Genomic DNA, 24,724 nt, shown 5'->3' on the forward strand with positions numbered 1-24,724 from the left:
GTATCTAACTATTTATTTGGCGTAAGACGCCGACAAGTCTTTCGCTACCTGACGGATAGCGTTCGTAATGCTGTCATCAAGCTTACCTGCTTTCAAAGCCTGTAGAGCCTCAGGATGACGGGTCTGCATAACCTGACGGAACTCGGTTTCGAAGGCACGAACCTTTTCAACGGGCACGTTATCAAGCAAGCCGTTGGTAGCTGCGTAGATAATAGCCACCTGGTCTTCCACCTTTACAGGTGAGAACTGAGGCTGCTTCAGAATCTCTAGGTTGCGACGACCACGCTCGATAGTGAGTTTGGTAGAAGCATCGAGGTCAGAACCGAACTTAGCAAAGGCTTCTAACTCGCGGAACTGGGCTTGATCCAGCTTTAGCGTACCAGCTACCTTCTTCATCGACTTGATCTGGGCGTTACCACCTACGCGCGACACCGAGATACCTACGTTGATAGCAGGGCGTACACCCGAGTTAAACAAGTTGGTTTCCAAGAAGATCTGTCCGTCCGTAATCGAAATTACGTTGGTCGGGATGTAAGCCGATACGTCACCAGCTTGAGTCTCAATCAAGGGAAGAGCCGTTAGCGAACCGCCACCTTTTACCAAGTGCTTAATGCTCTCAGGCAAGTCGTTCATGTCACGGGCGATAGCGTCGGAAGCGTTAATCTTCGCGGCACGCTCCAGCAAACGGCTATGCAGATAGAATACGTCACCAGGATAAGCCTCGCGGCCTGGAGGGCGACGTAGCAACAGTGACACCTCGCGATAAGCTACCGCCTGCTTTGATAAGTCATCGTACACAACCAGTGCAGGACGACCGGTATCACGGAAGAACTCACCGATAGCAGCACCTGTAAAGGGAGCAAAGAATTGCATCGGAGCCGGGTCAGAAGCCGAAGCGGCAACAACTACCGTGTAGTCCATCGCGCCACCGCGCTGTAGGGCGTTTACTACCTGAGCAACCGTGGAAGCTTTCTGACCTACGGCTACATAGATGCAGAATACGGGCTCACCGCGCTCGAAGAACTCGCGCTGGTTCAGAATAGCGTCAAGAGCTACTGTAGACTTACCAGTCTGCCGGTCACCAATGATCAATTCGCGCTGGCCACGGCCAATCGGAATCATAGCGTCGATAGCTTTGATACCCGTTTGCAGAGGCTCGTTTACTGGCTGACGATAGATTACACCGGGAGCTTTGCGCTCCAAGGGCATTTCATACAGTTCGCCAGCAATTGGGCCACGGCCGTCAATGGGCTGACCGAGCGTGTTTACCACGCGGCCAATAATGCCTTCACCTACTTTGATGGAGGCAATTTTATTTGTGCGGCGTACCGTAGCTCCCTCGCGAATCTCGCTGTAGTCGCCGAGCATTACGGCACCTACGTTGTCTTCCTCAAGGTTAAGAACTAAGGCTTGCAGGCCGTTTTCAAATTCTAGCAATTCCCCCGACTGGGCATTGCCCAGTCCGTAGATGCGGGCCACACCGTCGCCCACCTGCAGCACCGTGCCGACTTCTTCTAGTTCGGCTGCGGTCTTGAAATTGGACAACTGCTCCCGCAGGATGGCGGATACTTCATCCGGACGTACTTCTGCCATGATGCTGAGTTATAGTTGGGGTTGGTAGGGGTTCTTAGAGAACTCGCCGCGCAGCTTGCGCAAGCGGTTGCGCACCGAGTCATCAATTTGCTGATCACCCACACGCAGTATAAAACCGCCGATGAGTGATTCATCAATTTTCTCAGTGAGCGTAATGCTCTGGAGGCCGGTTTGACGGCGCACCAGATCGGTTACTTCCTCGCGTAGCGCGGGAGTCAGAGGCTGAGCCGTTGTGACTTGGGCCACCTGAATACCGCGGAGGTGTTCGTATTGACTCTGAAACTCAGTTGCTACCCATTCCAAAGCGCTTTCGCGGTTGTGCTGAGTGATGATGGTGAAAAACTTCTCCGTCACCTCTGACACTTTGCCCCCGAAAATAGCACGCAGAATAGCCAGCTTCTTATCGTGCTTCACAATGGGATTGCGCAGTAAAAGACGTAGGTCACGGTTCTGCTCCAGAGTTTTAGCAAACAGATCCATATCCTCCTTCACTTGCGGCAGATTGCCTCGCTCCTGCGCCAAGTCTAGCATAGACTTAGCATAGCGGGAAGCAGCTCGTTGTTCAGACATTTTTGTTAGGGTTTGAAACTGGTAACTTGAAGCCTAAGGAATAAACACCATTTGATGCAATGCCTTAGCTTATAGCTACCTGCTGCTTTAGTTAAGCTTAACGTCCTTCAGGTACGAGTTTACGAGTTGCTGCTGGGAGCCACTGTCGGCTAGTTCACGGCGCAGAATGCGCTCAGCAATATCAATAGAAAGCTGAGCAGCCGTGTTTTTCACTTCGGCCAGCGCAGCGTTTTTCTCGTTCTGAATGGCTTCGCGTGCCTGCACGATCATGCGGCCGCCTTCTTCATTCGCTTTGGTTTTGGCTTGCTCGATCAGTTGGTTAGCCATTTGAGTGGCTTCCTGCATAATCTTATCGCGCTCTTGGCGCGCTTCAGTCAGCAGCTTTTCATTGCCGACCTTCAACTGTTGCATCTCGAGCTTGGCTTGGTCAGCCATGCGTAGAGCGCTTTCAATGGAATCTTCCCGCTCCTTAAGAGAGGCAAGAATGGGACGCCAAGCAAACTTGGCCAGCAGAAGCAGCACCAAGCCGAAAATCACCAACTGCCAGAAGATCAGGCCTAATTCGGGGGTTACTAAGGGAGGCATAAAGCGGTAGTTAGTATGGGGTAGTCAGTATGTAATTGGTAGTTAGTGCTGCTTATTGATAAACGGACAGCACCTCAGATGCAGTGGGTGGAATCTATATTCAGTGCCAACTACCAGCTACTAAATACTCACTACTAAAAAGCCAAGTCAGCCCGCCGCGCCGTGCGCCGAAGCGACGCGCAGCGGGCTGCCTAAGTGTGTGCCCCTATCTCTAGAGGTTGAAGGAAATCAGCAAGCAGACTACGACTGCGAACAGGCCCAGACCTTCGATCAGAGCCGCTACAATCAGCATAGCAGTTTGGATGCGACCTGCAGCTTCGGGCTGACGGCCAATGGCTTCCATGGCGCTACCACCGATGCGGCCGATACCCAGACCAACACCAAGAGCAACCAGACCGGCACCGATACCGGCACCCATTACGGCTAGACCAACCGAATTGGAAACGTCACTGACAGCCTGCAAAAACAGAGAAAGAAGCATAAAACAAAAATTAGAGGGAAGTGAAAAACGAAAAAATCAGGGTGAGTAATGTAAACTTAATGGCCTAGTGACCGTGTGCTGGAGTAGCCGAGTTGTCGCCCCCAATTTGGAGGTCGGCATCGTGATGATGCTCCTCTACAGCACCGCCAATGTACATGGCGGTCAACAGCGTGAAGATATACGCCTGCAAAATAGCTACTAACAGTTCCAGCATGTTGATAAACAAGCCGAAAGCCAGTGTAACAGGGCTAATCAAAACACTTTGGAAGATGAAAATCAAGCTAATAAAGCTCAGAATCACGATGTGGCCGGCCGTGATGTTGGCAAACAGACGAACCATGAGCGAAAATGGTTTTACCACTACGCCAATAAGTTCTACTGGAATCATGATAGGCAACAAAGCCTTGGGCACACCGGGGGTAGCAAAGATGTGAGCCCAGTAATTCTTATTGGAGCTAAACAAGGTGATAAGCAACGTCAGGACGGCCAAGGTCAGCGTCACGGCGATGTTGCCAGTGAGATTGGCTGCGCCAGGTAGCAAGCCTAGCAAGTTGCTGAACCAGATAAAGAAGAATACGGTGAGCAAATACGGCATGTATCGCTCATACTTAGGACCGATGGCTTTTTTGCCTACTTCATCGCGAATAAAGATGATGATAGGCTCGAAGAAAGACTGCACGCCTTTTGGAGCGCCGCCTTTGTTCGTCTTGTAACGACTAGCCACTGTGAAGAAAATGCCTAACAGCAGAGCTGCACTCAGCATTAGGGAGGCAACATTTTTAGTAATTGAAAAGTCATATACCTTGCCACCATCCTCGGCTATAAGGTGCTCGTGCTCCAGCTTCAGGCCATTATAGGTTTTGCCTTCAGCAAGCTGCGATGAAGAGAATATACTTAGACCTTTACCGGCTTGATAAGCAATGATTGGCAGCGGAATAGTGAAGTGAATACCATGCTCTTTCTCATCGCCAAGAGTAGCGAAATGCCACTCATGGGCATCGCCAATGTGGTGCAGAATCATCTCGCCGGGACTGAAGGCTTCCGAGTCGGTGGCTTCTTCAACGGTGGGCGCGTGCTCTTGGGCAAAAACAGGAAGCGAAAGAATGCAAAAGAGAGCTATCAGTAAACGCTTCATTCAGAGTAATTTAGGTGGGAGCAGGATATTGGACTAACCCTGTTTTGAAAACGGGCGCAAGTTACTCAGGACGCTCCAGATTTCAAACCCGGCGAAGAGAAAATACAGGATAAAAAAGCCCCCCAGAAATGTCCAGAGCCCTGGGCGCTCCTGGGCGCCGCCATTATATAGAAATACTAGTACCAACCCTACCGACAGCAGCAAGCGTACTACCATCGAACCGAAGTAGGCGCCCATAAAGTTATCGGGGTTAGCCCGAATGAGCCGGGAAGTGACCCAATAAGTGATAAGCGTTAGGAGAGCAAAGAATCCAAATACGTAAATGGTGAGCGGATGAATGACCGCCGTCCCAAACTGACTGGATAAAGCATAAAAAATGCCCCCCAGAAGTAAGCAGAAGAGAATAAATTGACGCAGAAAAATCATTTGGGTGTAGAGTTATGCCCTATGGGTAATGCTTAGCGGTGAGGTATGAGGTAGTAAGTAGACGAATTATGAGTCTCGGGTGAGGGAGCGAATGACTTGATACATAGCTATAAATACGCCGAGCAGCATGAATACAATGGTGTACCAAGGCCGCTCGTTCTGAAACCGCTCATCGAGCGCAGTGCCAGCCCACGCGCTCAGTCCAATGATGACTAGCATTTGGAATCCCAAACCCGAATACTTAGCAAAAGTGCGCAGGCGGTCCGGATTGGAGTTAGTGGGCTTATCGGATGGAGGAACAGCGGGCATCGTAAATAGCAGGATGGGGGGCAAAAGTATAACTTTTCAACACACAAATACCCGTAGCAATTCCTTAGAATTATGCAGATATGAAAAGGAGGCAGGGAAAAAGCAGTAATTTTACCCGAAGCCCAACGTTGAGAAGAAAATGCCCCCCAGCTTCACCGAACGAATCGGCTACTGGGGCGCGTTAAATAGCCAACCCACCGCCTTGATCTGCTTTCTATTTTGACTAATACTCCGCTCTTTCGGCTGTTTTCAATTCCGCTGGCTTTGCTGCTGCTGTTGGTGGCGGGCATGGCTGCTTGTTCCTCAGAGCGCAAATCGGTGGTGGGCCGCACGTACCGGAATATTGTGGCGCGGGATAATGGCTTTTTTCTCGCCCGCGAGAAGATGCGTACGACTGAGGCTACGCTGTACGCCGCTCGTATCAACGACTACAACCGCTTCCTACCTCTCTTCCCAACCTTGGACGACGCGACTGTTACCAAAATCACGGCCGACCTCGACGATATTATAAAAAAAGCCTCTCTGCCACTTCAGTACCAACCGGGCAGCGCCTGGACGGATGACAGCTACCTCGTTATTGGAAAGGCACGCTATTATAAAAAGGAGTACGAGGAGGCAGCCAAGACTTTCCGTTATATCAACGGCAGCAGCGAAGACGCCACAGTGAAGCAAGAAGCCTTAATTTGGCTTATGCGCACTTACTTGGCTCAGAAAGAGTACGATAACGCCGCCGCCGTATCAGATGTATTGGATAAGGAAGAAGGCCGCGAGAGTACTGCCCGGGAGTTGTTTCTGACCCGTGCGGAGTATCATTTGCTAACTGATAATCCGAAGCTGGCTATTGAGAATCTGAACAAGGCCATTCCGTATATCAAGCCCAAAAATGAGCGTTCCCGCACCCGTTACATTTTGGCGCAACTCTATCAAGCTCAAGGGCAGGATAAAGAGGCCTATGCTGAGCTGAACCAGATTCTGAAGCGCAATCCCCCTTACGAGCTGGATTTCTATTCCAAGCTGCTGCTAGGGCAAGTGTCTGATCTGAACACCGATAGGGCGCGACTAGACAAGTATTTCGCTAAGCTGCTCAAAGACCCAAATAATAAGGAGTACCGCGACAAGGTGCTGTATGAGATGGCCCGGCTCGACTATCGTCAGCAGCGCTACCCGGAAGCGCTGGCGCTCGTGCAGCAGTCGTTGCGTGTGCCTACGCCCAATCGGGCACAAAAGTCTTATACCCATCTGCTGGCAGGCCGCATCTACTACGAAAATCTGCAACGGTATCAACTAGCGGCGGCCTATTACGATAGCGCAGTGCAGAATTTGCCCCCCACGGCCCCTGAGTACGCGGCCACAGCCGAGCGAGCCCAGATTTTACAGGAATTCGCTAAGCAGATTACCATCATCGAAACACAGGACAGCCTACAGGCATTAGCTCGATTGGATACTGCCGCGCTACGCACGCGGCTTAGTGAATATGCTAAGGTGGAAATTGCTTCTCGGCAGCAGCAAGCCGAGCGACTGGCCGCCGCTGAGAAAGCACAGGAAGTACGACAGCAGCAAGCACAGGCCTATACTGGCGTCAGCGAGACCCGGGCCGGCAATCCTGATATTGATCCAATGGCATTCGCCAATACGAGCACTGGCGCCCAATGGTACTTCGACAATCCGGCGGCGCTTAGCACGGCCCGGTCTGAGTTTATTCGGCGCTGGGGCACCCGACAGCTACAAGACAATTGGCGCGTCAGCAGCCAGGTTAGCGGCACCCTTACTACGAATCAGAGCGGGAGCGGGCCGGCTACCAATTCTGGCGTGGCCGGCGCTGGTGTGAACTCAGCAACTGGTGCTGCCCCTGCTGCTAATGATGCCGCAGCATTTGAGCGTGGCTTAGTTGCCCAATACCGTCAGAACATTCCGCTTACAGTGCCACAGCTTCAAGCTTCACAGAAGCAAATGGAAGAGGCATTATTCGCGCTGGGGGGCATTTACAACCAGCAGCTTCGGGAGCCCACTCGTGCCGTCGAAACCTACGATAAGCTGATAGCAGGCTACCCCAACAGCACGCATTTGCCCGAAGTATATTACAGCCTGTATTTGATCTACAAAGATCAGAATGACCCCAAGGCCGAAGTATACAGCCAACGGCTTCGCCAGTCGTTTCCTAATTCGTCCTACGCCCGCTTGGTTGGCGACCCGGAATATTTGCGGCGCACCTCACTGGCCAATGCGCAGGTAGGCGTCTTGGTAGATTCAGCCTTTGTCCTTTATAAAAAGCAGGACTTTAAAAAGGCAGCGGGCTTGCTGGACCAAGTAAAACGCCAATATCCGGATAACGCTCTGAACGACCGAGTAGCTTTTCTCAACACACTGCTTACCATTCGAACCCAACCGCCACTATCGGCGCAGGCAGCGGTCCAAAAGTTTTATAAGGACTACCCCAGCAGTCCATTGGCTCCACAAGCGGCCATTTTGCTCAAATCGTATCAGGATTATAAGGCAGGCAGCATTAGTGGCGCTCTGGCTTCCACAGAAAAGCCCCCCGTCTCTGCCTTTCGGCCTGGTGAAATAGATACTCGGCGGCGCGTAGCAATAGCTCCTGATAATCGGCCGGTGGTACCCGTCAATCGGGTGGCAGCTCCGCCAGTTTCCGCTCCTATTCCTGCTTCAAAAGCCAATCCAACTCCCGCCAAGCAGTCAGCCACAACCGTTGCCAAGCCAGCAGAAGCTAGTAGTACAGCCAAACCTACCGCTCCTGCCCCAGTTCCGACGAATGAAAAAGTAGCGACTCAACCTACTACGCCGGCGCCGGCAACAGCACCGGGAGGCAATTCTACACCTGCTCCCGCTGAGCCAGCAGCCACTCCTTACCTGAATAACCCAGCCACGGGGCATGCAGTAGTGCTTATTTTCCCCAAAGGCGCAGCACCTGTAGCCACTTTGCCAGCGGCCCTTGCTACCTACAATAATCGCTTTTATCGCGCCAACAACCTTCAAGTGCAACCTACTGCCCTCGGTGATTCGGTGGAATTGGTGGTGGTACAAACATTGCCGGTTCAGAAAGCGGCGCAGAGCTACGCCCTAAAACTGCGTGGCCCACAGTCGCCGCTAAGCCGATTACGGGGCGCGGGTTACCAAATCCTGGTTATTGGTATTGATAATCTCCCATTGCTACTTCAAACCAAGGATTTAGCTGATTATCAACGCTTTTACGAAAGAGAAATCAAGAATTGAAATTAGTTTGAGTTGGTCAGTCAGCTTATATAAGGCCACCGCAGCACTCAATACCTTTCCTGATTTCGCGTTCCTAGCTTATAATTTCCCTAAAGAATGGCTATTCCTGCCACCAAAACTAAAGTTCAGCCACGTAAGCCCCAACGGTCAGGGCGCTTCACGGGCATCACGCGCACGCTATGGATGCTGTTTAGCTTCGGGCTAATTGGCTTCATCGTGTATGTGTTGGCCGTGAGTGTCAACTTTATGAACCTGTTTGGGCGCATGCCCAACCTCAAGACGCTGGAAAACCCCAAGAGCGAACTCGCCTCGGAGATCTACTCAGCCGATGGAGTGCTAATGGGCAAGTATTTCCGCGAAAACCGCACGCCGGTGGGCTACGAGGAACTGCCCCAAAACTTGATTGACGGCCTGATCGCCACTGAAGACGTCCGCTTCGAGAGCCACTCTGGTATTGACCTGAAAGGTCTGTTTGCCGTTCCGTATTATTATGTATCGGGGCGCATTCGGCGGGGTTCCAGTACACTTACGCAGCAGGTTGCCAAGGTGCTGTTCCGTACCCGCGCCGATCTTAATGACGGTACACTGAGCCATGTGCCAGGCCTGCGCATGCTCATCATCAAGACCAAGGAATGGATAATGGCCATTCGACTGGAGCGCAACTATACCAAGCGCGAAATCATGACGATGTACTTGAATATCAACGAGTACGGATCGAATGCGTTTGGTATTAACGTAGCAGCTAAAACCTTTTTTAATAAGCAGCCCAAAAACCTCACGCTGGAGGAGTCAGCCCTACTGGTAGGGGTACTTAACGCGCCTTCTTACTTTAGTCCGGTAGAGCACCCAGAACGGGCAAAAACCCGGCGCAACTGGGTACTGAGCCAGATGCGTAAGTACGGCTACATTGATCAAGCATCATATGAAGCGGCGGCGGCTAAGACTATCGCGCTGACTTATAATGTAGAAAATGCTAACAAGGGCATTGCCCCATACTTCCGTCGGGAGGTGAGCAAAGCGCTTCTACAATGGAGCCGCGAAACCGACCACGACCTCTACGCCGACGGCTTGAAGATCTATACTACCATCGACTCGCGGATGCAGAAGTATGCGGAATCAGCGGTAGCTGAGCATATGAAGCAGCAGCAAAAGCTGTTTACGCAGCATTGGAAGGGTCAGCAACCATGGCGTGATGAAACCGGTCGCCTAATTCCGAACTTCCTGCAAACAGCCATCAAACGCACAGAACGCTACAAGTCGCTCAATACCCGCTTTGAAGGCAACAAGGACTCTATCAACTACTATCTGAATAAGAAGTACAAGATGATGGTGTTCACGTGGCAGGGCGAGAAGGAAATGACGATGTCGCCATTAGACTCTTTGGCGTACTACAAGCGCTACCTGCAAGCTGGCTTTATGGCCATGAACCCATTAAATGGGCAGATAAAAGCATGGGTAGGTGGCACCAACTTTAAGTATTTTAAATACGACCACGTAAAGCAAGGTACACGGCAACCCGGCTCCACGTTCAAGCCGATTGTATATACGGCGGCCATCGACCAAGGCTATTCACCTTGCTATCAGGTACAGGATTTGGCTATTACCTTCCCAGCGGAAGCTGGTCGGGCGGCTTACACTCCTCGCAACTTTGAAGGTGGCTATTCGGGCCGCACCTTTACCATCCGGCAAGCTTTGGCCCGTTCGATGAACTCGATTACCGCCTTTCTGGTGCAGAAGCTGGGGCCGGAAACTATTGTTGCTTACGCTAAGCGATTAGGTATCACCTCTCCCATTGAGGCCGTACCGGCTGTCGGCTTTGGCTCCAGCGACGTGAGCATCTATGAGTTGTGTGGCGCTTACAGCACCTTCGTAAACAAAGGGGTGTGGACTTCGCCCATGATGGTGACGCGGATCGAAGACAAAAATGGCAACGTGCTGCGCGAATTTGTCCCCCAGACCCGTGAGGCCTTGAGTGAAGAAACCGCTTACCTGATGACGCATATGCTGCAAGCCTCTACTACAGAGCGCGGCGGCACATCTACCATTCTCAAGACGGGTTTCAAGTTTCCGTATGAGATGGGGGGTAAAACTGGCACTACCTCTAACTATTCTGATGCTTGGTTTATGGGCATCACTCCTGACTTAGTGTGTGGCATGTGGGTGGGCGGCGAAGACCGCAGCATTCACTTTCGTAATGGCTCCAACGGGCAGGGCGCTCGTGCTGCGCTGCCTATTTACGGCTTATTCATGCGCAAAGTATATGGCGATAAGGGTCTTGATGTAAGCAAGGCTCCCTTCCCAAAACCCGCGCAACCATTGAGTATTGAGATTGACTGTAGCCGTTACTACGGTGGCCAACGTGACACCATTCCAGTGGATCAGAAGCTCAACCAGACTGATCTTGATATCCTTAATGGACAGGAGATTTAAGCAAGCCTACTTAGCTAATCGGCTTTTAATAAAAACAAAATCGTGGCTGGTATGCCTTACCAGCCACGATTTTGTTTTTATGCCTTCTTTGTGGGTTTAGGAAATTCCTCTGTACACCTTCGCGTTCTTTATTTGCGTACCTCTATCAGAATCTTCATTCTGCGCCTAATTACCAGCATATGGCCGCCAAAGCCCATCTACAAGAGCAAATCCGTCAGCTACCCCATCGTCCGGGTGTATACAAATACTTTGATGATGAAGGTATTATCTACGTTGGCAAGGCTGTAGACCTGCGTAAGCGCGTAAGCAGCTACTTCACCAAGCAGGATCATAATAAGAAAACCCAACAGCTGGTCAAGAATATAAAGCGCATCGAATTTACCATAGTAGACAGTGAATCCGATGCCTTTTTGCTTGAAAACAACCTTATTAAACAGCATCAGCCTAAGTATAATATCCTGCTGAAAGATGGCAAGACGTATCCTTACTTATGCTTGACGAATGAGCGGTTTCCGCGCCTGATTCCGACTCGTAAGAAGATCAACGATGGCTCGCGCTATTATGGTCCATACGCCAACTTAACGGCTATGAACGTGATACTGGAGTTGATCCGTGCGTTATATCCGCTACGTACCTGCACCTATAATCTTACCCCTGACAACGTAGCGGCCGGCAGGTTTAAAGTTTGTCTGGAGTATCATCTGGGCAACTGCAAAGGGCCCTGTGAAGGCTTGCAGGATGAAGAAACCTACAACCAATACATTCAGCAGATACGCAGCATGTTAAGTGGTAATCTTACCGTTCCCAAGGCTTATTTCAGGGAGCGCATGATGGCCGCCGCGCAGGAGCAGCAATACGAATTAGCACATACTCTCAAGAAAAAGCTGGACCGCCTAGACGACTTCCAGGCAAAATCGACTGTCGTCAATGCTTCGCTCTCGAATATCGATGTATTCTCGATTGCGTCTAACGAGAAGAGTTCGTTTATCAACTATCTAAAGGTGATGAATGGCTCTATCATCCTGACGCAGTCGCTGGAAGTGCAGAAGAAGCTGGACGAGACCGACGAGGAAATTTTGCCACCCCTGATCATGCAGATGCGGGAGGAGTTTGAGAGTGAATCGAAGGAGATTCTCACTAATGTTGCCTTGCCTCCCTTGCCTCTCCCTGGAGTCCTTGTTTCGACCCCGCAAATCGGTGACAAGCGCAAGCTTCTGGAGCTGAGCATCAAGAACGTGCTTTATCTGCGCAAGGAAAAGGAGAGTATGAATGATCGCTCCAAGGACCTGAATGAGGTTCGTATTATGGAAACGATAAAGAAGGATTTGCGGCTAACAGAGCTTCCCAAGCACATTGAGTGCTTTGACAACTCAAACTTTCAGGGCGACAACCCGGTGGCAGCAATGGTCTGCTTCCGCAATGCCAAGCCTAGCAAGAAAGACTACCGACATTACCACATCAAAACTGTCATAGGGCCCAACGACTTCGACTCCATGTACGAAGTCGTGACACGCCGCTATCGCCGGCTCGTGGATGAGGGCGCTTCTCTACCTCAATTAGTTATTGTGGATGGTGGCAAAGGCCAGCTTAGCATGGCCGTGAAGGCCTTAAAGGACCTTAATCTTTGGGGTCAGATCCCAGTTATAGGCATCGCTAAGCGTTTGGAGGAAATTTATGTCCCGAATGACCCTCTACCGCTTTACATCGATAAGAAAAGCGAGTCGTTGCGCCTGTTTCAGCGTATGCGTGACGAGGTGCACCGCTTCGGTATTACCTTTCACCGTAACCGTCGGGATGCGGCAACGCTCAAAACGGAATTGACGGAGGTGAAAGGTCTTGGCCCTGCTACGGCCGAAAAGCTATTGAGCAAGTTTAAATCAGTCAAGAAAATTCGTGAAATGAGCGAAGCTGAGCTAGTCGCTGAAATAGGCAAAGCGAAAGCGCGTGTCTTACTCGCTTATTTTGAGCAACAGGAGCAAGGAGCGGAGTAAATCAGTAGGTATTTACTCAAAACAGTTATAGAATCAGTAACAATAAAAAAGCCCCCCAGCTACGTAGCTGGGGGGCTTTTTTATTGTTAACTCAAGCTTAGAAGCTCCATAAGTTGTATTCGTACTCAATCAAGTCAGCAGCAGCTTGTTGCGAGGCGAGAATGCCTTGCTGTTGACTACCGTAGATTTCATCCAGACGAGAATCACTTGGATTAGAAACCTGAACGATATAAGAGTTAAACAACCATAGCTCGAATGCATCCGCCAGGTTCTTGTGTTGAGCGTCGTTCTGTGGATTAAACCAGATAGCTTTATCAGGATTGTTACGGAACATCTTCACCAGATCACTGTACTTGAACGTACCGATCTCCTTTTCAATACCTGAGGTATTTGAGCTAAGGGTAGATGGCACCAACAAAGTGATGGTTTTGATGTCATGATACATCCGCGACCGTTTCTTGTCGAAGATCATATCTTCCTTCAACTCCATCTGATACAAATCCTTATAACGATACTCGTAGCTGGCAGGTGCACCAGCCGTAGCAGGAGCACTGCTTCCAGCCGCTGGTCTAGCTGCAGGAGCACCCCAACCATCATCATTTGCACCAGCATCTGCCTCAGTGAAACCAGCTGCCTTTTCTTCGTCGCTAAGCTCGTTGGCCGATTCAGCAAACGACATGTTAGCCGTTACTTCAGCTGGAGTATATGTGCTGGTCAGCGAGTCATTACGATAAGCCTGAATTTCACCGCGCTTTACTGCTTCAAGGATAACCTTGCTGATTTCCTTGCCTTCAGAAAACATCGGCTTATTTTGCTTTTCACGCAAATCAACAGCCCGGGTTATCGTCTTGCTGAACATGATGTCCGAGTTCGGGATAGGCCGGTGCGAGCCATTGCTGCTCGCAGTAGTGGATTGCTCCTGACCCGAAGCTGTCAATGACAGTGTTAGGCCGGCGGCCAGAGCAGCGAATGAAAGGAATTTATTCATACCGTGATAAGCAATTAAAAGCGACGGTTAGTTCAGGAAAGAGCAACTAGACGAGCGGGATGTTGAACTGCTTCGACACCTTCACTTCTTCCTGCTGATTTTGGAAGTTCAAACGGCGAACTTCCTTCACTTCGATGTAAAGACGGTCGCCTTCACGAGCCGAGTTTACAACATCATTCAGGTTAGCATCTGGGCCGTTGATGGTACGAGCAGGCATAGCTGGACGCTTGCCACGAACCAAGGTAATCTCGTACTGCGTTACCCGATAGCGAGCATCCTCAGGCAGGAAAGTCTGGAAACCAGCATCTGGAATTGCCTTCAGGCTCATGTTGCGCACTGCAGTGATAGGCGTTCCTTGCTTTTCATTGGCCTCACGACCACCTACGATGCACTTGATATCTGGCTTTGGAATCGGGCGGACCTCAAAGGTTTGCGAACCGATAGCGTTACCGTTGCTGCTTACATTAAGGGTTACCTGCTTAGCGTTTGGTACCAGTGTGATATCACCAGTTTTAGAACCAGGAATTGCTTGTGCACCTGAAGCTGAGAAGCTAGGCTTATACTGAGCACCCAAAGCAGGCACCTGTACATTGAGCTTGTTACCGCACTTGAAGTACAGAGCTTGTACTGAAGCAGATTGAATCTGCATTACAGGCTTGGTTACTGTATAAGAAACGGGCACTTTGAAAGTGGTGTCGCGGCCATTCTGCTTGAAACGTACCGTGCCAATCCACTGCTTCTTAGCGTTACCAGCAGCATCAAATCCGCCAGGAGTAGCCGTGAATTCAACTTTACCCTTTCCGTCTGGACCTACTGGAATTGGAGTGCCATTCATGGTCATAGTGGGGCGCAACGTGCTAGCAGAAGCAGTCAGGAACAACTCAGCTCTGTACTTGGTACCAGCAGCTACTGTATTCGACTCCGCACTAGCGAATGCGCCAACCTTATCAAAAACGATGGTCTGGGCACCGACTTTTGCTCCGAGAGCGCTCAATGCATCAGCTTCCAGCTTCAACACTTCCGTTTCTTTCTGTGATAGTACTGCCAAAGCAGCTACCAACGGCGTATTTTCGAAGTTCAGTTCAGCAAAATTCTTATTTTTCTGCTCCGGATCGATAACCATTGGATCCTCTTTAGCGTCGAGAGCCAGTGGCCCAGCGTTAGGAACATACTGCTTGATATAAGCTGAGTATTTATTCAACTCATCCTTCATAGGGTAAGCCGCGCCGTTACGATTGCCACCTAGCATTGTGATAGCTACCTTGTCTTCGGCACTCATGTTCTTATACTCGTTCTTTCCTTTGGTATTATCGGTAGACGTAACGAGCTTGTCGCGAACGTCGCGCAGATACGCCACCATTTTGGCCGTCTGCTGGCGTACTTCTTCGCTTTGCTTTAGTACAGCTAGGTCACGCGCTTGGTTCTGGTTCTTTTGAACAGTTGCAGCAATACCTTTTACTGTATTGGCATTAGCGGTGGAAGTCTTTTCATTGACACCCAGCAAGCTATCATCCAGAAATTTAAACTTCAGCAAAATTGCTGAGTTGACTTGTAGGGCCAGAAGAGCAGTCAGTACCAAGTACATCATGCCTATCATCTTCTGCCGTGGAGTCTCTTTTGCTCCCGCCATTGTATGTTGCTAATCTATAACTATGTGGACAGAACCCTTTTTGGCTATCGTAGTGTAAATACTAGCTGGTAGCACGCATCGCGTTCAGCATGTTGCCGTAGACGCGGTTGAGGGAATGAAGATTGGTAGTAAGGCTAGTCACCTCTTGCTTGAACTGCTCGGTTTCCTTACCAGCCTCGGTGAGGTTCTCCATAGCCTGGCTCAATGTGCCATAGAACTTGTTCATAGACTTGAGGTGCGTATTAGCATCCTGAAGCTCCATTTCATAGACTGCATTCAGAGCGCCCAAGTTCTTGGTTACGTTCTGCACTTGTAAGTGATATTCTTTTGCATCAGAGGTAGCGTCTGACATAGCAGCCATAGCTTCGGCTGTATTTGCATAAGAAGCAGTGATGCGCTCAAGCGACTGAGTAGCAGTACGGACTTTTGTAGTGTACTCCTCCGTCACATTTGTAGCCTCGCCTAGCGAAGACAATTGCTGTGTAGTATTACTCAAACGGTTCAAGCCTTCGCCTAAAGAAGATATAGCCGCAGGAGTTACGTTAGCATCCTTCAACATATCGTCCAGCTTACGGGTCAGACCTGTGCTGTTGTTATTAGTAGAGAAGCTAGGATCACCAGTAGAAGGGTCGTAACCTTCAGCTAATTGAGGATATACGAGGCCCCAATCAGGCTCCTTAGATGTTGGTTGGAAAGCGCTAAGAAAGAAAATCAAGGCCTCTGTACCCAGACCAACCATCAGCATTACATCAGCACCTTTCCAGTGCAGAATTTTAAACAATGCTCCAATGATTACGACCGCTGCCCCGATGCCATAAATCTTGGGCATGACCACATCAAAGAAGAAATTACCGCCTTTTGCTGCCATTTTAAATAAGAATTGAAAAAAGTTGGTTGGAAAGGATGAAGAATGTATGAAAATGTAAAATGAGATAGCGCTTACTGCTCTAGTTTAACTGGCGGTTAGTTCCCATACCAATTTGAATCATGGCAGTGCGGAATCCGATGTAGGAACGAGCTGAATCTTGGTATTCAAAGTTGCGCGTTCCTGTCTCAAGGAAATAAGCAATGTCTTTCCATGAACCGCCACGTACCACTTTGCGAGGTTCGTTGTCATCAGGGTTAGTTGGGTTCATATCCCAAACTACAGGTACAGAAGCTTCCATGTAGGCGTCATCACACCATTCAGCTACGTTGCCTGACATATCATACAAACCGAAGTCGTTGGGGAAGAAGCTTCCTACAGCTGAAGTGTAAGCATAACCATCACTGGCATAGTCGCCACGGCCTGGCTTAAAGTTGGCAAGCATACAGCCCTTTGAGTTACGCAAATAAGGGCCACCCCATGGATATGTAGCTAAATCGCGCCCGCCACGAGCGGCGTATTCCCATTCAGCTTCTGAAGGCAAACGGAAGTTAGGAGTTGGAGCCGAGCCCGCTTCCTCGTTGGCTGCATTCTTATGCTTAGTACGCCAGTTGCAGAAGTACTTGGCTGCGAACCAGTCTACACCAACTACTGGATAATCATCAAAAGCAGGATGGGTATAATAATACTCCATTAGTGGATCACCCATATGATAAGTGAAGTCACGTACCCATACGGTAGTATCTGGGTAAAGCTCCGTCATCACGTACTCCTCACCCAACACGTCAATTGAATCCTGCCGAATGGCATTCATAAATTGGCGATACTCATTATTAGTGATTTCAGTCTCGTCCATGTAAAAGCCGGCTATTGTCACCTGCTTATTCATGTTGACCATAGAAGCTGATATATCCTGATCCGTTTGGCCCATATGGAAAGTACCACCAGGGCAAGGAACCATACCGAAGGGGACTTCCTGCGGATTAAAATCTGGACGGTCCTCCGCTCCAACCAGGTCGCCCTGCGGTCCTTTGCCAAAACCACAGCCTCCCATTAAAAGCGCCGAAAAAGCGACAAGAGGCAATTTGAGAAACTTATTCATGTGAAGTTTAAAAAGACTATTGGGCGGCGATACCAAAAGATTACAATTTTACAATTGGCAAACTTAGCAACTGCTGTGACTATTAGCAAGGTTCGTGCCCGAGCTGAAGGCAACGTTTAAATATCTAATAAAGCTCCTATTCATATCATAAAAATAGCGCCAGAATGGCCAACTATTATAAAAAGTTGCTTTATCACTTTAAATACAAATAAAATTTATAAGCTATCAAAAGCTATATCGAGGGGTACGGATTGCAGGGCGGGTAGCAGGGCCCATTTTAGGTAAGCGATATGAAAGCATTATTTCGTGTGAACTAAATGCCCTTGCATCTTGATTAAATGCAACTAGGTCAAACGCATAACCAACGCGAAACGAGTTGGTTTCTGCAAAACTCATGCCTAGTTGACCAGTGAATGACTCTCCATAACGATACCCTACACCTGCCCAGTATTTTTCCTGCAAAGTCGCCCGTGCACCTACCTCAAAAGAGTTGTTGTCGAAAGTAAATTTATCATCGTCACCAAACTCCCCTGGCAAAACCAATTTACCAATGACAGTGGGTGTTACAAAAACGGAAGAACTAACTTCTATATTGTATCCCGCTGTTAAGTAAGCATGATTCTCTCCAATATACGATGCTGTTCGCTGGCTGCCTTCTGTCTGAAACTGGTAGCGAGACCTCAACAAGTTATTTACACTTAGGCCTACATAAAATTTAGGAGCCTCATACCATACGCCTGCGCCCGCGTCAATTTTACTATCAGAGCTTTCAAATGGCACACTCGGATCGTCAGCATCATTTGCCCGGTATGTTCCCTTGCCTAAATTATTAAATATTCCCTGAGCCCCGATACCTAATAAGCCGTCCCCAATCTTAAAGTGTTTTGAATAAGACAGTGCTGCGGTCGTAACGCTGGCTTCTCCTATAGTATTGCGATAAATATTTACGCCTACACCGCCCCCCAAAATACGAACAGGGGTAGAAACAGATAATAAAAACGTCCGATCGTTACCGCCTGGATCGAATGTTCCGCCATAATTAAAGTATTGCTCCCTTACTATAGTTAATATTTCTCCCTGGCCCTTAATACCTGCGTAGGCAGGGTTTAAAAACATGCCATTAAACCCATAATGACTGAATTGCGGCTGCTGTTGGGCAACGACAGTGCCAGTGGCTGCTAAAAGCATAACCATAGCACCTAGTATAGATCTCTTCATATAGGCACCCAATTTTAGCACAGATTTTTAGTAGGACATAATACCCTACGTAACTGATTCCAAATCTATGGAAAAAAGTCTGCGCATCAAATGAGCTAACTATAGGGTTTAGCTCGTGAAAATGCCTCTGATATATGATTTTAAGCGTTTTGCTTATCAGCCTTATTCTTCTCTTTCCCTGCGTCAGGTCCGTAATGATAACGAATATATTGCTCAATGGCACCTGTCATGGAAGGAGCATTGGGGTGCGGAGCCTCAATATCCAACTCCAAGCCCGCATCGATTACGGCCTTGGCTGTAGTAGGGCCAAAGGCGGCAATGCGGGTGCCATTTTGCTCGAAGTCAGGGAAATTAACGAATAGAGAGCTGATTCCGGAAGGACTGAAGAAAGCAATACAATCGTACTTTACATCCGTCAGATCCGAAAGGTCACTGGCCACAGTGCGATAGATCACTGCCTCTGTAAACTTGAAGTTATTAGCCCGCATAAACTCTGGAAGATCATCCTTACGGATATCAGAGCAGGGATATAAGAACTTCTCGCTTTTATGCTTTTTGATAACATCAAACAGATCAGCGGCAGTACGCTGACCCACAAAAAGCTTACGCTTGCGCAGTACAATATATTTCTGCAGGTAATTAGCAGTTTGCTCCGAAATGCAGAAATACTTCATTTCTGCAGGCATTTCCAGCTTCGCTTCTTGACAGATACGAAAGAAATGATCTACTGCGTTACGGCTCGTAAAGATGACTGCCGTATACTCTGCAATATTGATCTTATCCTTGCGAAAATCCTTGTAAGAGACAGGCTCCACCTGAATGAATTCCCGGAAATCGACCTTGATGCCGTACTTATCAGCGATTGCGAAGTAGGGTGATACGTCGCCTGTTGGTTTCGGCTGGGTGACAAGTATGCTGGAGATACGCTTGGCGTGTCGGCCCGTCCCCGGTTTGTCTTTGCTCTCGGCCATAGAGGGTGGGTGAATGGGTAGTTTTGGAGCGATAAGAAGTGTGCAAAACGAGGCAATGTAGCCCGCGTCTAATTATATCAGTACGTAAAAACGATCAACTTAAGTAATATGGTAAGGGGTATTACTTCGGTGGCGCAAAGGTACGAAAACAAATGCAAATTTAGGAGGGATGTTCTACTATGCAGAGTACGCGTGACCCGCAGCATTGTCCCGACCAACATCAAGGAAACCACCCCGTTGGATATCCACAATACTGTTTCGGGTAGGGTTTGATTAAGAGCCAGATAAAAGAGCATTACGATGGGTAGAAACAAGCCCATAAACAGAATGGTGCGCACAAACTCCCGGTACTGCACCATCACCAGTGGGGTGACATCGAAGATGTAGCCCATCAACTCTAAAAACAAGTATTTTCCCAGTACAAACGCGGCTATTAAAGCAGCATAAAGCAGGACCCGAACAACAATAGCCGACTCCGGTACATCGAACAGGCGCCGCAGAATTACGATGCTCTGAATATTGGTGTGGATGGCAACCAGCAGTAAGGCAAAGGAAAGAGAGAACACAAATACCAGCAGCAGATTAAGCCAGGTGATAGTAGGCTTGGTCAGAAACGCCTCATCACTATTTGATTTGCCAAGAAGCCTGTCAAACTGGTAGATGCGGGCAAATCCGGGTTGGTATGCAGCTTTGATGCCGCCATACAGCAGCCCAATCAGCAATAAAAAGCACAGAAACACATTTTGCCCTTGGTGACCTCGCACTCGAAGCTGGGCCTGATAAGGTACTGGGTCTACCTTGCCCTTTGCGACTATCGGCAGAACAGGGGCGTTGGTGAAGGAGGAAAAATCGGGAGAAACGGTAGGATGCCAGATACACAGCAGATGCATACTAGCGGGTGTACTGGGGGGCAAAAGCTTCTCTAAGTCAAGGGAATAGGAGGCTGGTGTAGCGGCAGTGAATACCAACCTATTATCCAGAAAAATACTTAAGTCTTTACGCGCAGTGAAGGTAATGGGCAGTTTCTGACCAGGCCGGATAGTTACCCATTGATAGTAGGCTTTAGCTGGCGCATGGTAATCTGGGAGGTAAAGAATTAACTGATTATGGGGGGCGTCATAAATAAGCCAATCGTAAGAAAGGCCGGTGCGGGGTGCGGGTGGCAACGGCTTATATTCGGCTGCAGTAGCACTCAGAGATAATAATAGTAACACCAGCTGCAGAAATGCCCCCCAGCTGCCACTTCTACCTCCATATGTACTTCTGACTGTCACTGGTTTAGGAAGCTACTCGCTGCTGTGCCGTGCGGCTACGATATACGCCCAGAAACACGCTTAATAGCACTGAGAAGGCTATCAATGCGACAATAAGAATCGTGTTGCCCAGCTCAGCGAAGTTGATCACAAATAAGATAACCACCAGATTCAATAAACCCAACAACATCACTGTACTGATTTGCTGGAAACCCATAGCCAGAATGCGATGGTGCACATGGTTTTTATCAGGCGAGAATGGCGACCGACCAGCCATCATTCGGATCAGGAAAACCCGGAGCGTATCAAACAGGGGCACGAACAGGATTCCGACGGCCACTGATGGAGCTGAAGCACCGAATGGCTGGCCCAGTTGGGCGCCCATCTCAATAAATTGAATTGTGAGAATAGACACAATAAAGCCACATACTAGCGAACCCGTATCGCCCATAAAAATGGTAGCTCGATGAAAGTTATACCGTAGGAAGCCCAAAATGCCCCCCAGCACGCACACCGACACATACACATAATTGCCAAATTCTGAGCCGCCGTACCGATAGAAAAAATAACCAAACGTGGTGACGATAATACTAACTATGGTACCGGCCAAGCCATCCAGCCCATCTATAAGATTGATGGCATTAGTGATACCTACTATGACTAAGAAAGTGAAGGCATAACTGATGCCAACCGGCAACTCATGGACGCCCAGAATACCCTGAAAGCTAGTGATGCGCACATCGGCCATCACCATCACAATGCCGGTAGCGAGAAGTTGGCCCACAAACTTTTTAGTGACTGAGATGGTCACTAAATCGTCTTTCAGCCCCACGAAGAACAAGACGATACAGCCGGCCAGCAACTGTTGGACGCCATTGTTGAGGTCAGCAAAGATGGTGAGAGCCGACATAAACCCCGCAAATACCGATACGCCTCCCAAGCGTGGCGTGAGCGACTCATGCACGGTACGCACGTTGGGCGTATCGAGCATGTTCTTGAGGTGGGCAATGTAAATGATAGAAGGCACCGCAAACAGCGCCACTAAAAAGGACCACAAAAACGACAACCCCAGCGTAATTCCAATGGCATTCATCACGTATCGGCTCAAAGATGAAGCAAACAACAGGATACGCTCCTGCTCATCTGCGCGTTAACTTTTACCCGTGCAGCACGCCTTCGCGGCCGAGCAGAGCAATAGGAATCAGGTTGGCTGTCACAATAGAATCGGGCACAAAGATGAACTTCTTATCAAAGATCTGCGGACCACGATAGTAGCTTACCCAGTACTGATTATTAAGGTGAAATAAGTCAGGATCAATAGGTTCGACGGGCACAGCGCTACGAGGCTCTACTTCCGCGAATACATGCCGCAGGGTTGAAGTCCGCACCTTTTCACCGTCCTCCAAAGTGCCATAACCATTGGAGCTAATGATGACGTTGCTCAATGGATAGTCGTTATGGTTGAGCAGATACACTTGCCAACCAGGCTTGCCTTCCTCCGTAGCCGCTTCGTCGTCGGGAACGATAGCTATGGAAACGCCTTCAACAGGATCAAAAATAATATCTTCTTTCATGCGCTAATCAAACAAGTAGCTCAGCCTCCAGCAAAGCGGCTAGGTGAGGAAGCAAACGATTTTCCACCTCGCTGATCGGCACTGCATAGCCGAGTTCCTGCTGTAAAGAGGTAACAGCTTTGTCGGTGATACCGCAGGGCACAATATGGCCGAAATACGTGAGGTCGGTATTTACGTTAAGCGCGAAGCCATGCATGGTTACCCAACGGCTGCACTTCACTCCCATTGCGCAGATTTTGCGCGGCAGGGGGGCATTTTCTTCGTAGTCCAGCCATACTCCCGTCAGGCCCGCAATGCGGCCGGCGGTTAGCCCATAGTCAGCCAGCGTACGGATAATGGCCTCCTCCAATACGCGTAGGTAACGGTGGATATCAGTGAAGAAGTTGTCGAGGTCGAGAATGGGGTAACCCACCAGCTGGCCGGGGCCATGATAGGTGATGTCGCCGCCCCGATTGATGCGGTGAAACGTTGCCCCATGCATTGCCAGTTCCGACTCGCTCAACAACAGGTTTTCAACTTTACCACTTTTACCCAACGTGTACACGTGAGGGTGCTGACAAAGCAGCAGGTAGTTAGACGTTGGTGTGGGGGGCAAATTCGCTTCCGCGGCCTGCCGATTCTGCGTTTTGATGGCTACAGTAGCCGCCAGCAATTGCTCCTGATAAGCCCAAGCAGAGGCATACTCAGCCAGCCCAAGCCGTTCTACAATAACGCGCCGATTTTGCCCCCCAGTAGGTGCAGCAGGTAAAAGCTCAGCCGTCGTTGTAGCAACAGGATTCGTATTCATTAGTAAACGCGCAAATAAAGGCACAAAGGTACTATATTAAGCGCCAAACCCAACCCGCAATCCTCTTGCCATGCCCGGCTCCGGCCACCTGCTCGGCCACGCCGGCGAAGCGGCCGCCGCCGATTTTTTCCTAAACGAAGGCTACACCGTAGCTTGCCGCAACTACCGCCACCGGCGCGCGGAGGTAGATCTTATTGTGCAGCGGGATGACGTGCTCCTAGTTTTTGTGGAAGTAAAGGCACGCTCATCCAGCCGCTACGGCCATCCCGAAGAATTTGTGACGGAACGCAAGCGCCAGCTTTTTCGCTTGGCTGCTGACCAGTATCAGGAGGAAGTAGAATGGCGTGGCGACATCCGTTTCGATATTCTGGCGCTCACTCAGCTTGCCGACGGCTTTCGCATCGAGCACTTCGAGGATGCTTTTTATTGATCTGCACTATATAGTATAGTGTGTCCGTAAACCGAGCCGCTCAATTCCGCCTCGACCCCGGTCGATCCGTAACGGCATCGCGCTTGTCAAGCTTATCTTTCTCGTACACCAGCACCCCGTTGCGGTTGTATTCCTTATAAAGGACTGGTTCCTTCACCTCCGGGTCGTAGCCCGTTTCGCCGTACTGATACTCATAGTGCCGACGGTTGCGGAAGCCCCAATACTTTGCCCACTCCCCTACTTTCTTGCCGTTCTCAAACTGGCCATCCCAGTCCTTCTGACCATTCTCCAGAAAACGAGCGTATTCGCCCTCCAGCTTTCCGTTGTTATATGGAATTATCTCCTTGATTTTAGTACGCTCCGCATCGTAATACGTGATTTCAGCGTCGCGCGGGAAGCCCTTTTCGTAGTGAATCTTGCTTAGCAGAATACCTTCCCGATTGAAACGCTCCCATCGCAAGTGCTTGGCTCCTACGGCGAAGTAGCCCGTTTCCACTATTTTGCCGCCCTGCATTTTCTTGTATGGCCCATGCAGCACTTTATTGTCGCCGGGGTCTACGCCAGCTCTGTCCTGCACAATCCGGCCTTTGCGCGCATCAAAATAATAGCGCGTGGGTACATACGGATCGGTGGGTTTGGGAGTGCGCATGTAATAAAATTGCTCCGTAATCTGGTTGCGCCCCTTCCCTCCCGACTTCACGTAGGCTTTCTTAATCGGCTCCCCGAGGAAGATATTCTTCTTCTTTTTTGGCTTGCGCTCAGCAGCCTTTTCCTTCGCACGGGCAGCACGTGCCTCTTCTTTGGTAAGTATTACCTTCCGCGTGATCTTGCCACCAGTCGTGTCGCTAGTCTGAACGAGCGAATCAGACAGGGCACTTAGGGCCGGATCATCGGCTTTGCTGTTAAACGAAACCGTTTTGCGAGTACAGGCACTGGTAGCCAACCCAAGCAAAACCAGCAGAACAAGTGAAAAGCGAAAAGAGCGCATCGGTGAAACAGGCAATATTCAAAGCCTCGAACGTAAAGATAACCTGATTTGGTGCCCGGCTTAAATTTGCCCCTCAAAGCTGCCTGAAAGAAAATTAGAATATTGAGTCTCACTAAAAACAAAACCCGTTGACTACAGAGTCAGCGGGTTTTGTACTACTTAAAACTATG

At 49.5% G+C, this 24,724-nt stretch carries 22 protein-coding genes; 4 read left to right on the forward strand and 18 right to left on the reverse strand.

Features of this window, described 5'->3' with window-relative positions:
- Positions 1-12: 12 nt before the first annotated feature.
- From atpA to H8B13_RS17450, 7 genes are all read right to left on the reverse strand, one after another.
- Entirely contained in the window at positions 13-1,593 is a 1,581-nt protein-coding gene (gene atpA, locus H8B13_RS17420; protein ID WP_187312097.1) for a F0F1 ATP synthase subunit alpha, read from the reverse strand.
- Between the two features lie 9 nt (positions 1,594-1,602).
- Positions 1,603-2,163, reverse strand: a complete 561-nt coding sequence (gene atpH, locus H8B13_RS17425; RefSeq protein WP_187312098.1) for an ATP synthase F1 subunit delta — start codon at positions 2,161-2,163, stop codon at positions 1,603-1,605.
- A gap of 87 nt (positions 2,164-2,250) precedes the next feature.
- On the reverse strand, positions 2,251-2,748 hold the full coding sequence (locus H8B13_RS17430) for a F0F1 ATP synthase subunit B (protein WP_187312099.1): 498 nt from the start codon (positions 2,746-2,748) through the stop codon (positions 2,251-2,253).
- Between the two features lie 211 nt (positions 2,749-2,959).
- Positions 2,960-3,229, reverse strand: a complete 270-nt coding sequence (atpE, locus tag H8B13_RS17435) for an ATP synthase F0 subunit C (RefSeq protein WP_084443863.1) — start codon at positions 3,227-3,229, stop codon at positions 2,960-2,962.
- Positions 3,230-3,293: 64 nt separating this feature from the next.
- On the reverse strand, positions 3,294-4,364 hold the full coding sequence (atpB, locus tag H8B13_RS17440) for a F0F1 ATP synthase subunit A (RefSeq protein ID WP_187312100.1): 1,071 nt from the start codon (positions 4,362-4,364) through the stop codon (positions 3,294-3,296).
- Positions 4,365-4,397: 33 nt separating this feature from the next.
- A complete protein-coding gene (locus tag H8B13_RS17445; RefSeq protein ID WP_187312101.1) occupies positions 4,398-4,790 on the reverse strand; it encodes a hypothetical protein in 393 nt (130 codons plus the stop codon).
- A 66-nt stretch (positions 4,791-4,856) separates the two neighbouring features.
- The gene (locus H8B13_RS17450; RefSeq protein WP_187312102.1) at positions 4,857-5,099 is read right to left on the reverse strand and encodes an AtpZ/AtpI family protein; all 243 of its coding nucleotides are present in this window, start codon (positions 5,097-5,099) and stop codon (positions 4,857-4,859) included.
- A gap of 219 nt (positions 5,100-5,318) precedes the next feature.
- Here H8B13_RS17450 and H8B13_RS17455 point away from each other — a divergent pair, with 219 nt between their 5' ends.
- The 3 genes from H8B13_RS17455 to uvrC all read left to right on the forward strand — a co-directional run bounded on the left by H8B13_RS17455 (position 5,319) and on the right by uvrC (position 12,748).
- Entirely contained in the window at positions 5,319-8,327 is a 3,009-nt protein-coding gene (locus tag H8B13_RS17455; RefSeq protein ID WP_187312103.1) for a tetratricopeptide repeat protein, read from the forward strand.
- 96 nt (positions 8,328-8,423) lie between these two features.
- Positions 8,424-10,757, forward strand: a complete 2,334-nt coding sequence (locus tag H8B13_RS17460; protein WP_187312104.1) for a penicillin-binding protein 1A — start codon at positions 8,424-8,426, stop codon at positions 10,755-10,757.
- Between the two features lie 179 nt (positions 10,758-10,936).
- The gene (uvrC, locus tag H8B13_RS17465) at positions 10,937-12,748 is read left to right on the forward strand and encodes an excinuclease ABC subunit UvrC (RefSeq protein WP_187312105.1); all 1,812 of its coding nucleotides are present in this window, start codon (positions 10,937-10,939) and stop codon (positions 12,746-12,748) included.
- 97 nt (positions 12,749-12,845) lie between these two features.
- Here the strand turns inward: uvrC and gldN are convergent, their stop codons facing one another.
- The 10 genes from gldN to lipB form a co-directional block, all read right to left on the reverse strand.
- On the reverse strand, positions 12,846-13,736 hold the full coding sequence (gene gldN, locus H8B13_RS17470; RefSeq protein ID WP_187312106.1) for a gliding motility protein GldN: 891 nt from the start codon (positions 13,734-13,736) through the stop codon (positions 12,846-12,848).
- Positions 13,737-13,782: 46 nt separating this feature from the next.
- Entirely contained in the window at positions 13,783-15,366 is a 1,584-nt protein-coding gene (gldM, locus tag H8B13_RS17475) for a gliding motility protein GldM (protein WP_187312107.1), read from the reverse strand.
- A gap of 61 nt (positions 15,367-15,427) precedes the next feature.
- Positions 15,428-16,234 carry a gliding motility protein GldL gene (gldL, locus tag H8B13_RS17480; protein ID WP_223284744.1) on the reverse strand — a complete coding sequence of 269 codons (807 nt, stop codon included), beginning with the start codon at positions 16,232-16,234 and terminating at the stop codon, positions 15,428-15,430.
- A gap of 79 nt (positions 16,235-16,313) precedes the next feature.
- On the reverse strand, positions 16,314-17,333 hold the full coding sequence (locus tag H8B13_RS17485; RefSeq protein ID WP_133274290.1) for an SUMF1/EgtB/PvdO family nonheme iron enzyme: 1,020 nt from the start codon (positions 17,331-17,333) through the stop codon (positions 16,314-16,316).
- A gap of 225 nt (positions 17,334-17,558) precedes the next feature.
- Positions 17,559-18,551: a PorP/SprF family type IX secretion system membrane protein gene (locus tag H8B13_RS17490; RefSeq protein WP_187312108.1), complete on the reverse strand. Its 993-nt coding sequence runs from the start codon at positions 18,549-18,551 to the stop codon at positions 17,559-17,561.
- A 140-nt stretch (positions 18,552-18,691) separates the two neighbouring features.
- Positions 18,692-19,522 (reverse strand): uroporphyrinogen-III synthase, encoded by an 831-nt coding sequence (locus tag H8B13_RS17495; RefSeq protein ID WP_187312109.1) that lies wholly within the window; start codon positions 19,520-19,522, stop codon positions 18,692-18,694.
- A gap of 77 nt (positions 19,523-19,599) precedes the next feature.
- Entirely contained in the window at positions 19,600-20,736 is a 1,137-nt protein-coding gene (locus H8B13_RS17500) for a DUF4271 domain-containing protein (RefSeq protein WP_187312110.1), read from the reverse strand.
- Between the two features lie 64 nt (positions 20,737-20,800).
- Positions 20,801-21,883: an MraY family glycosyltransferase gene (locus H8B13_RS17505; RefSeq protein ID WP_261990436.1), complete on the reverse strand. Its 1,083-nt coding sequence runs from the start codon at positions 21,881-21,883 to the stop codon at positions 20,801-20,803.
- Positions 21,884-21,932: 49 nt separating this feature from the next.
- Entirely contained in the window at positions 21,933-22,349 is a 417-nt protein-coding gene (locus tag H8B13_RS17510; protein WP_187312111.1) for a hypothetical protein, read from the reverse strand.
- 7 nt (positions 22,350-22,356) lie between these two features.
- Positions 22,357-23,136, reverse strand: coding sequence for a lipoyl(octanoyl) transferase LipB (gene lipB / locus H8B13_RS17515; protein ID WP_187312112.1), 780 nt, complete (start codon positions 23,134-23,136; stop codon positions 22,357-22,359).
- Between the two features lie 70 nt (positions 23,137-23,206).
- Here lipB and H8B13_RS17520 point away from each other — a divergent pair, with 70 nt between their 5' ends.
- Positions 23,207-23,566: a YraN family protein gene (locus tag H8B13_RS17520; protein ID WP_187312113.1), complete on the forward strand. Its 360-nt coding sequence runs from the start codon at positions 23,207-23,209 to the stop codon at positions 23,564-23,566.
- A 40-nt stretch (positions 23,567-23,606) separates the two neighbouring features.
- Here H8B13_RS17520 and H8B13_RS17525 read toward each other — a convergent pair whose 3' ends face one another.
- Complete coding sequence (locus H8B13_RS17525; RefSeq protein ID WP_187312114.1) at positions 23,607-24,554, reverse strand: toxin-antitoxin system YwqK family antitoxin; 948 nt, start codon at positions 24,552-24,554, stop codon at positions 23,607-23,609.
- Positions 24,555-24,724: the final 170 nt, after the last annotated feature.

Source organism: Hymenobacter sp. BT188 (genome assembly GCF_014333585.1).
Classification (GTDB): domain Bacteria; phylum Bacteroidota; class Bacteroidia; order Cytophagales; family Hymenobacteraceae; genus Hymenobacter.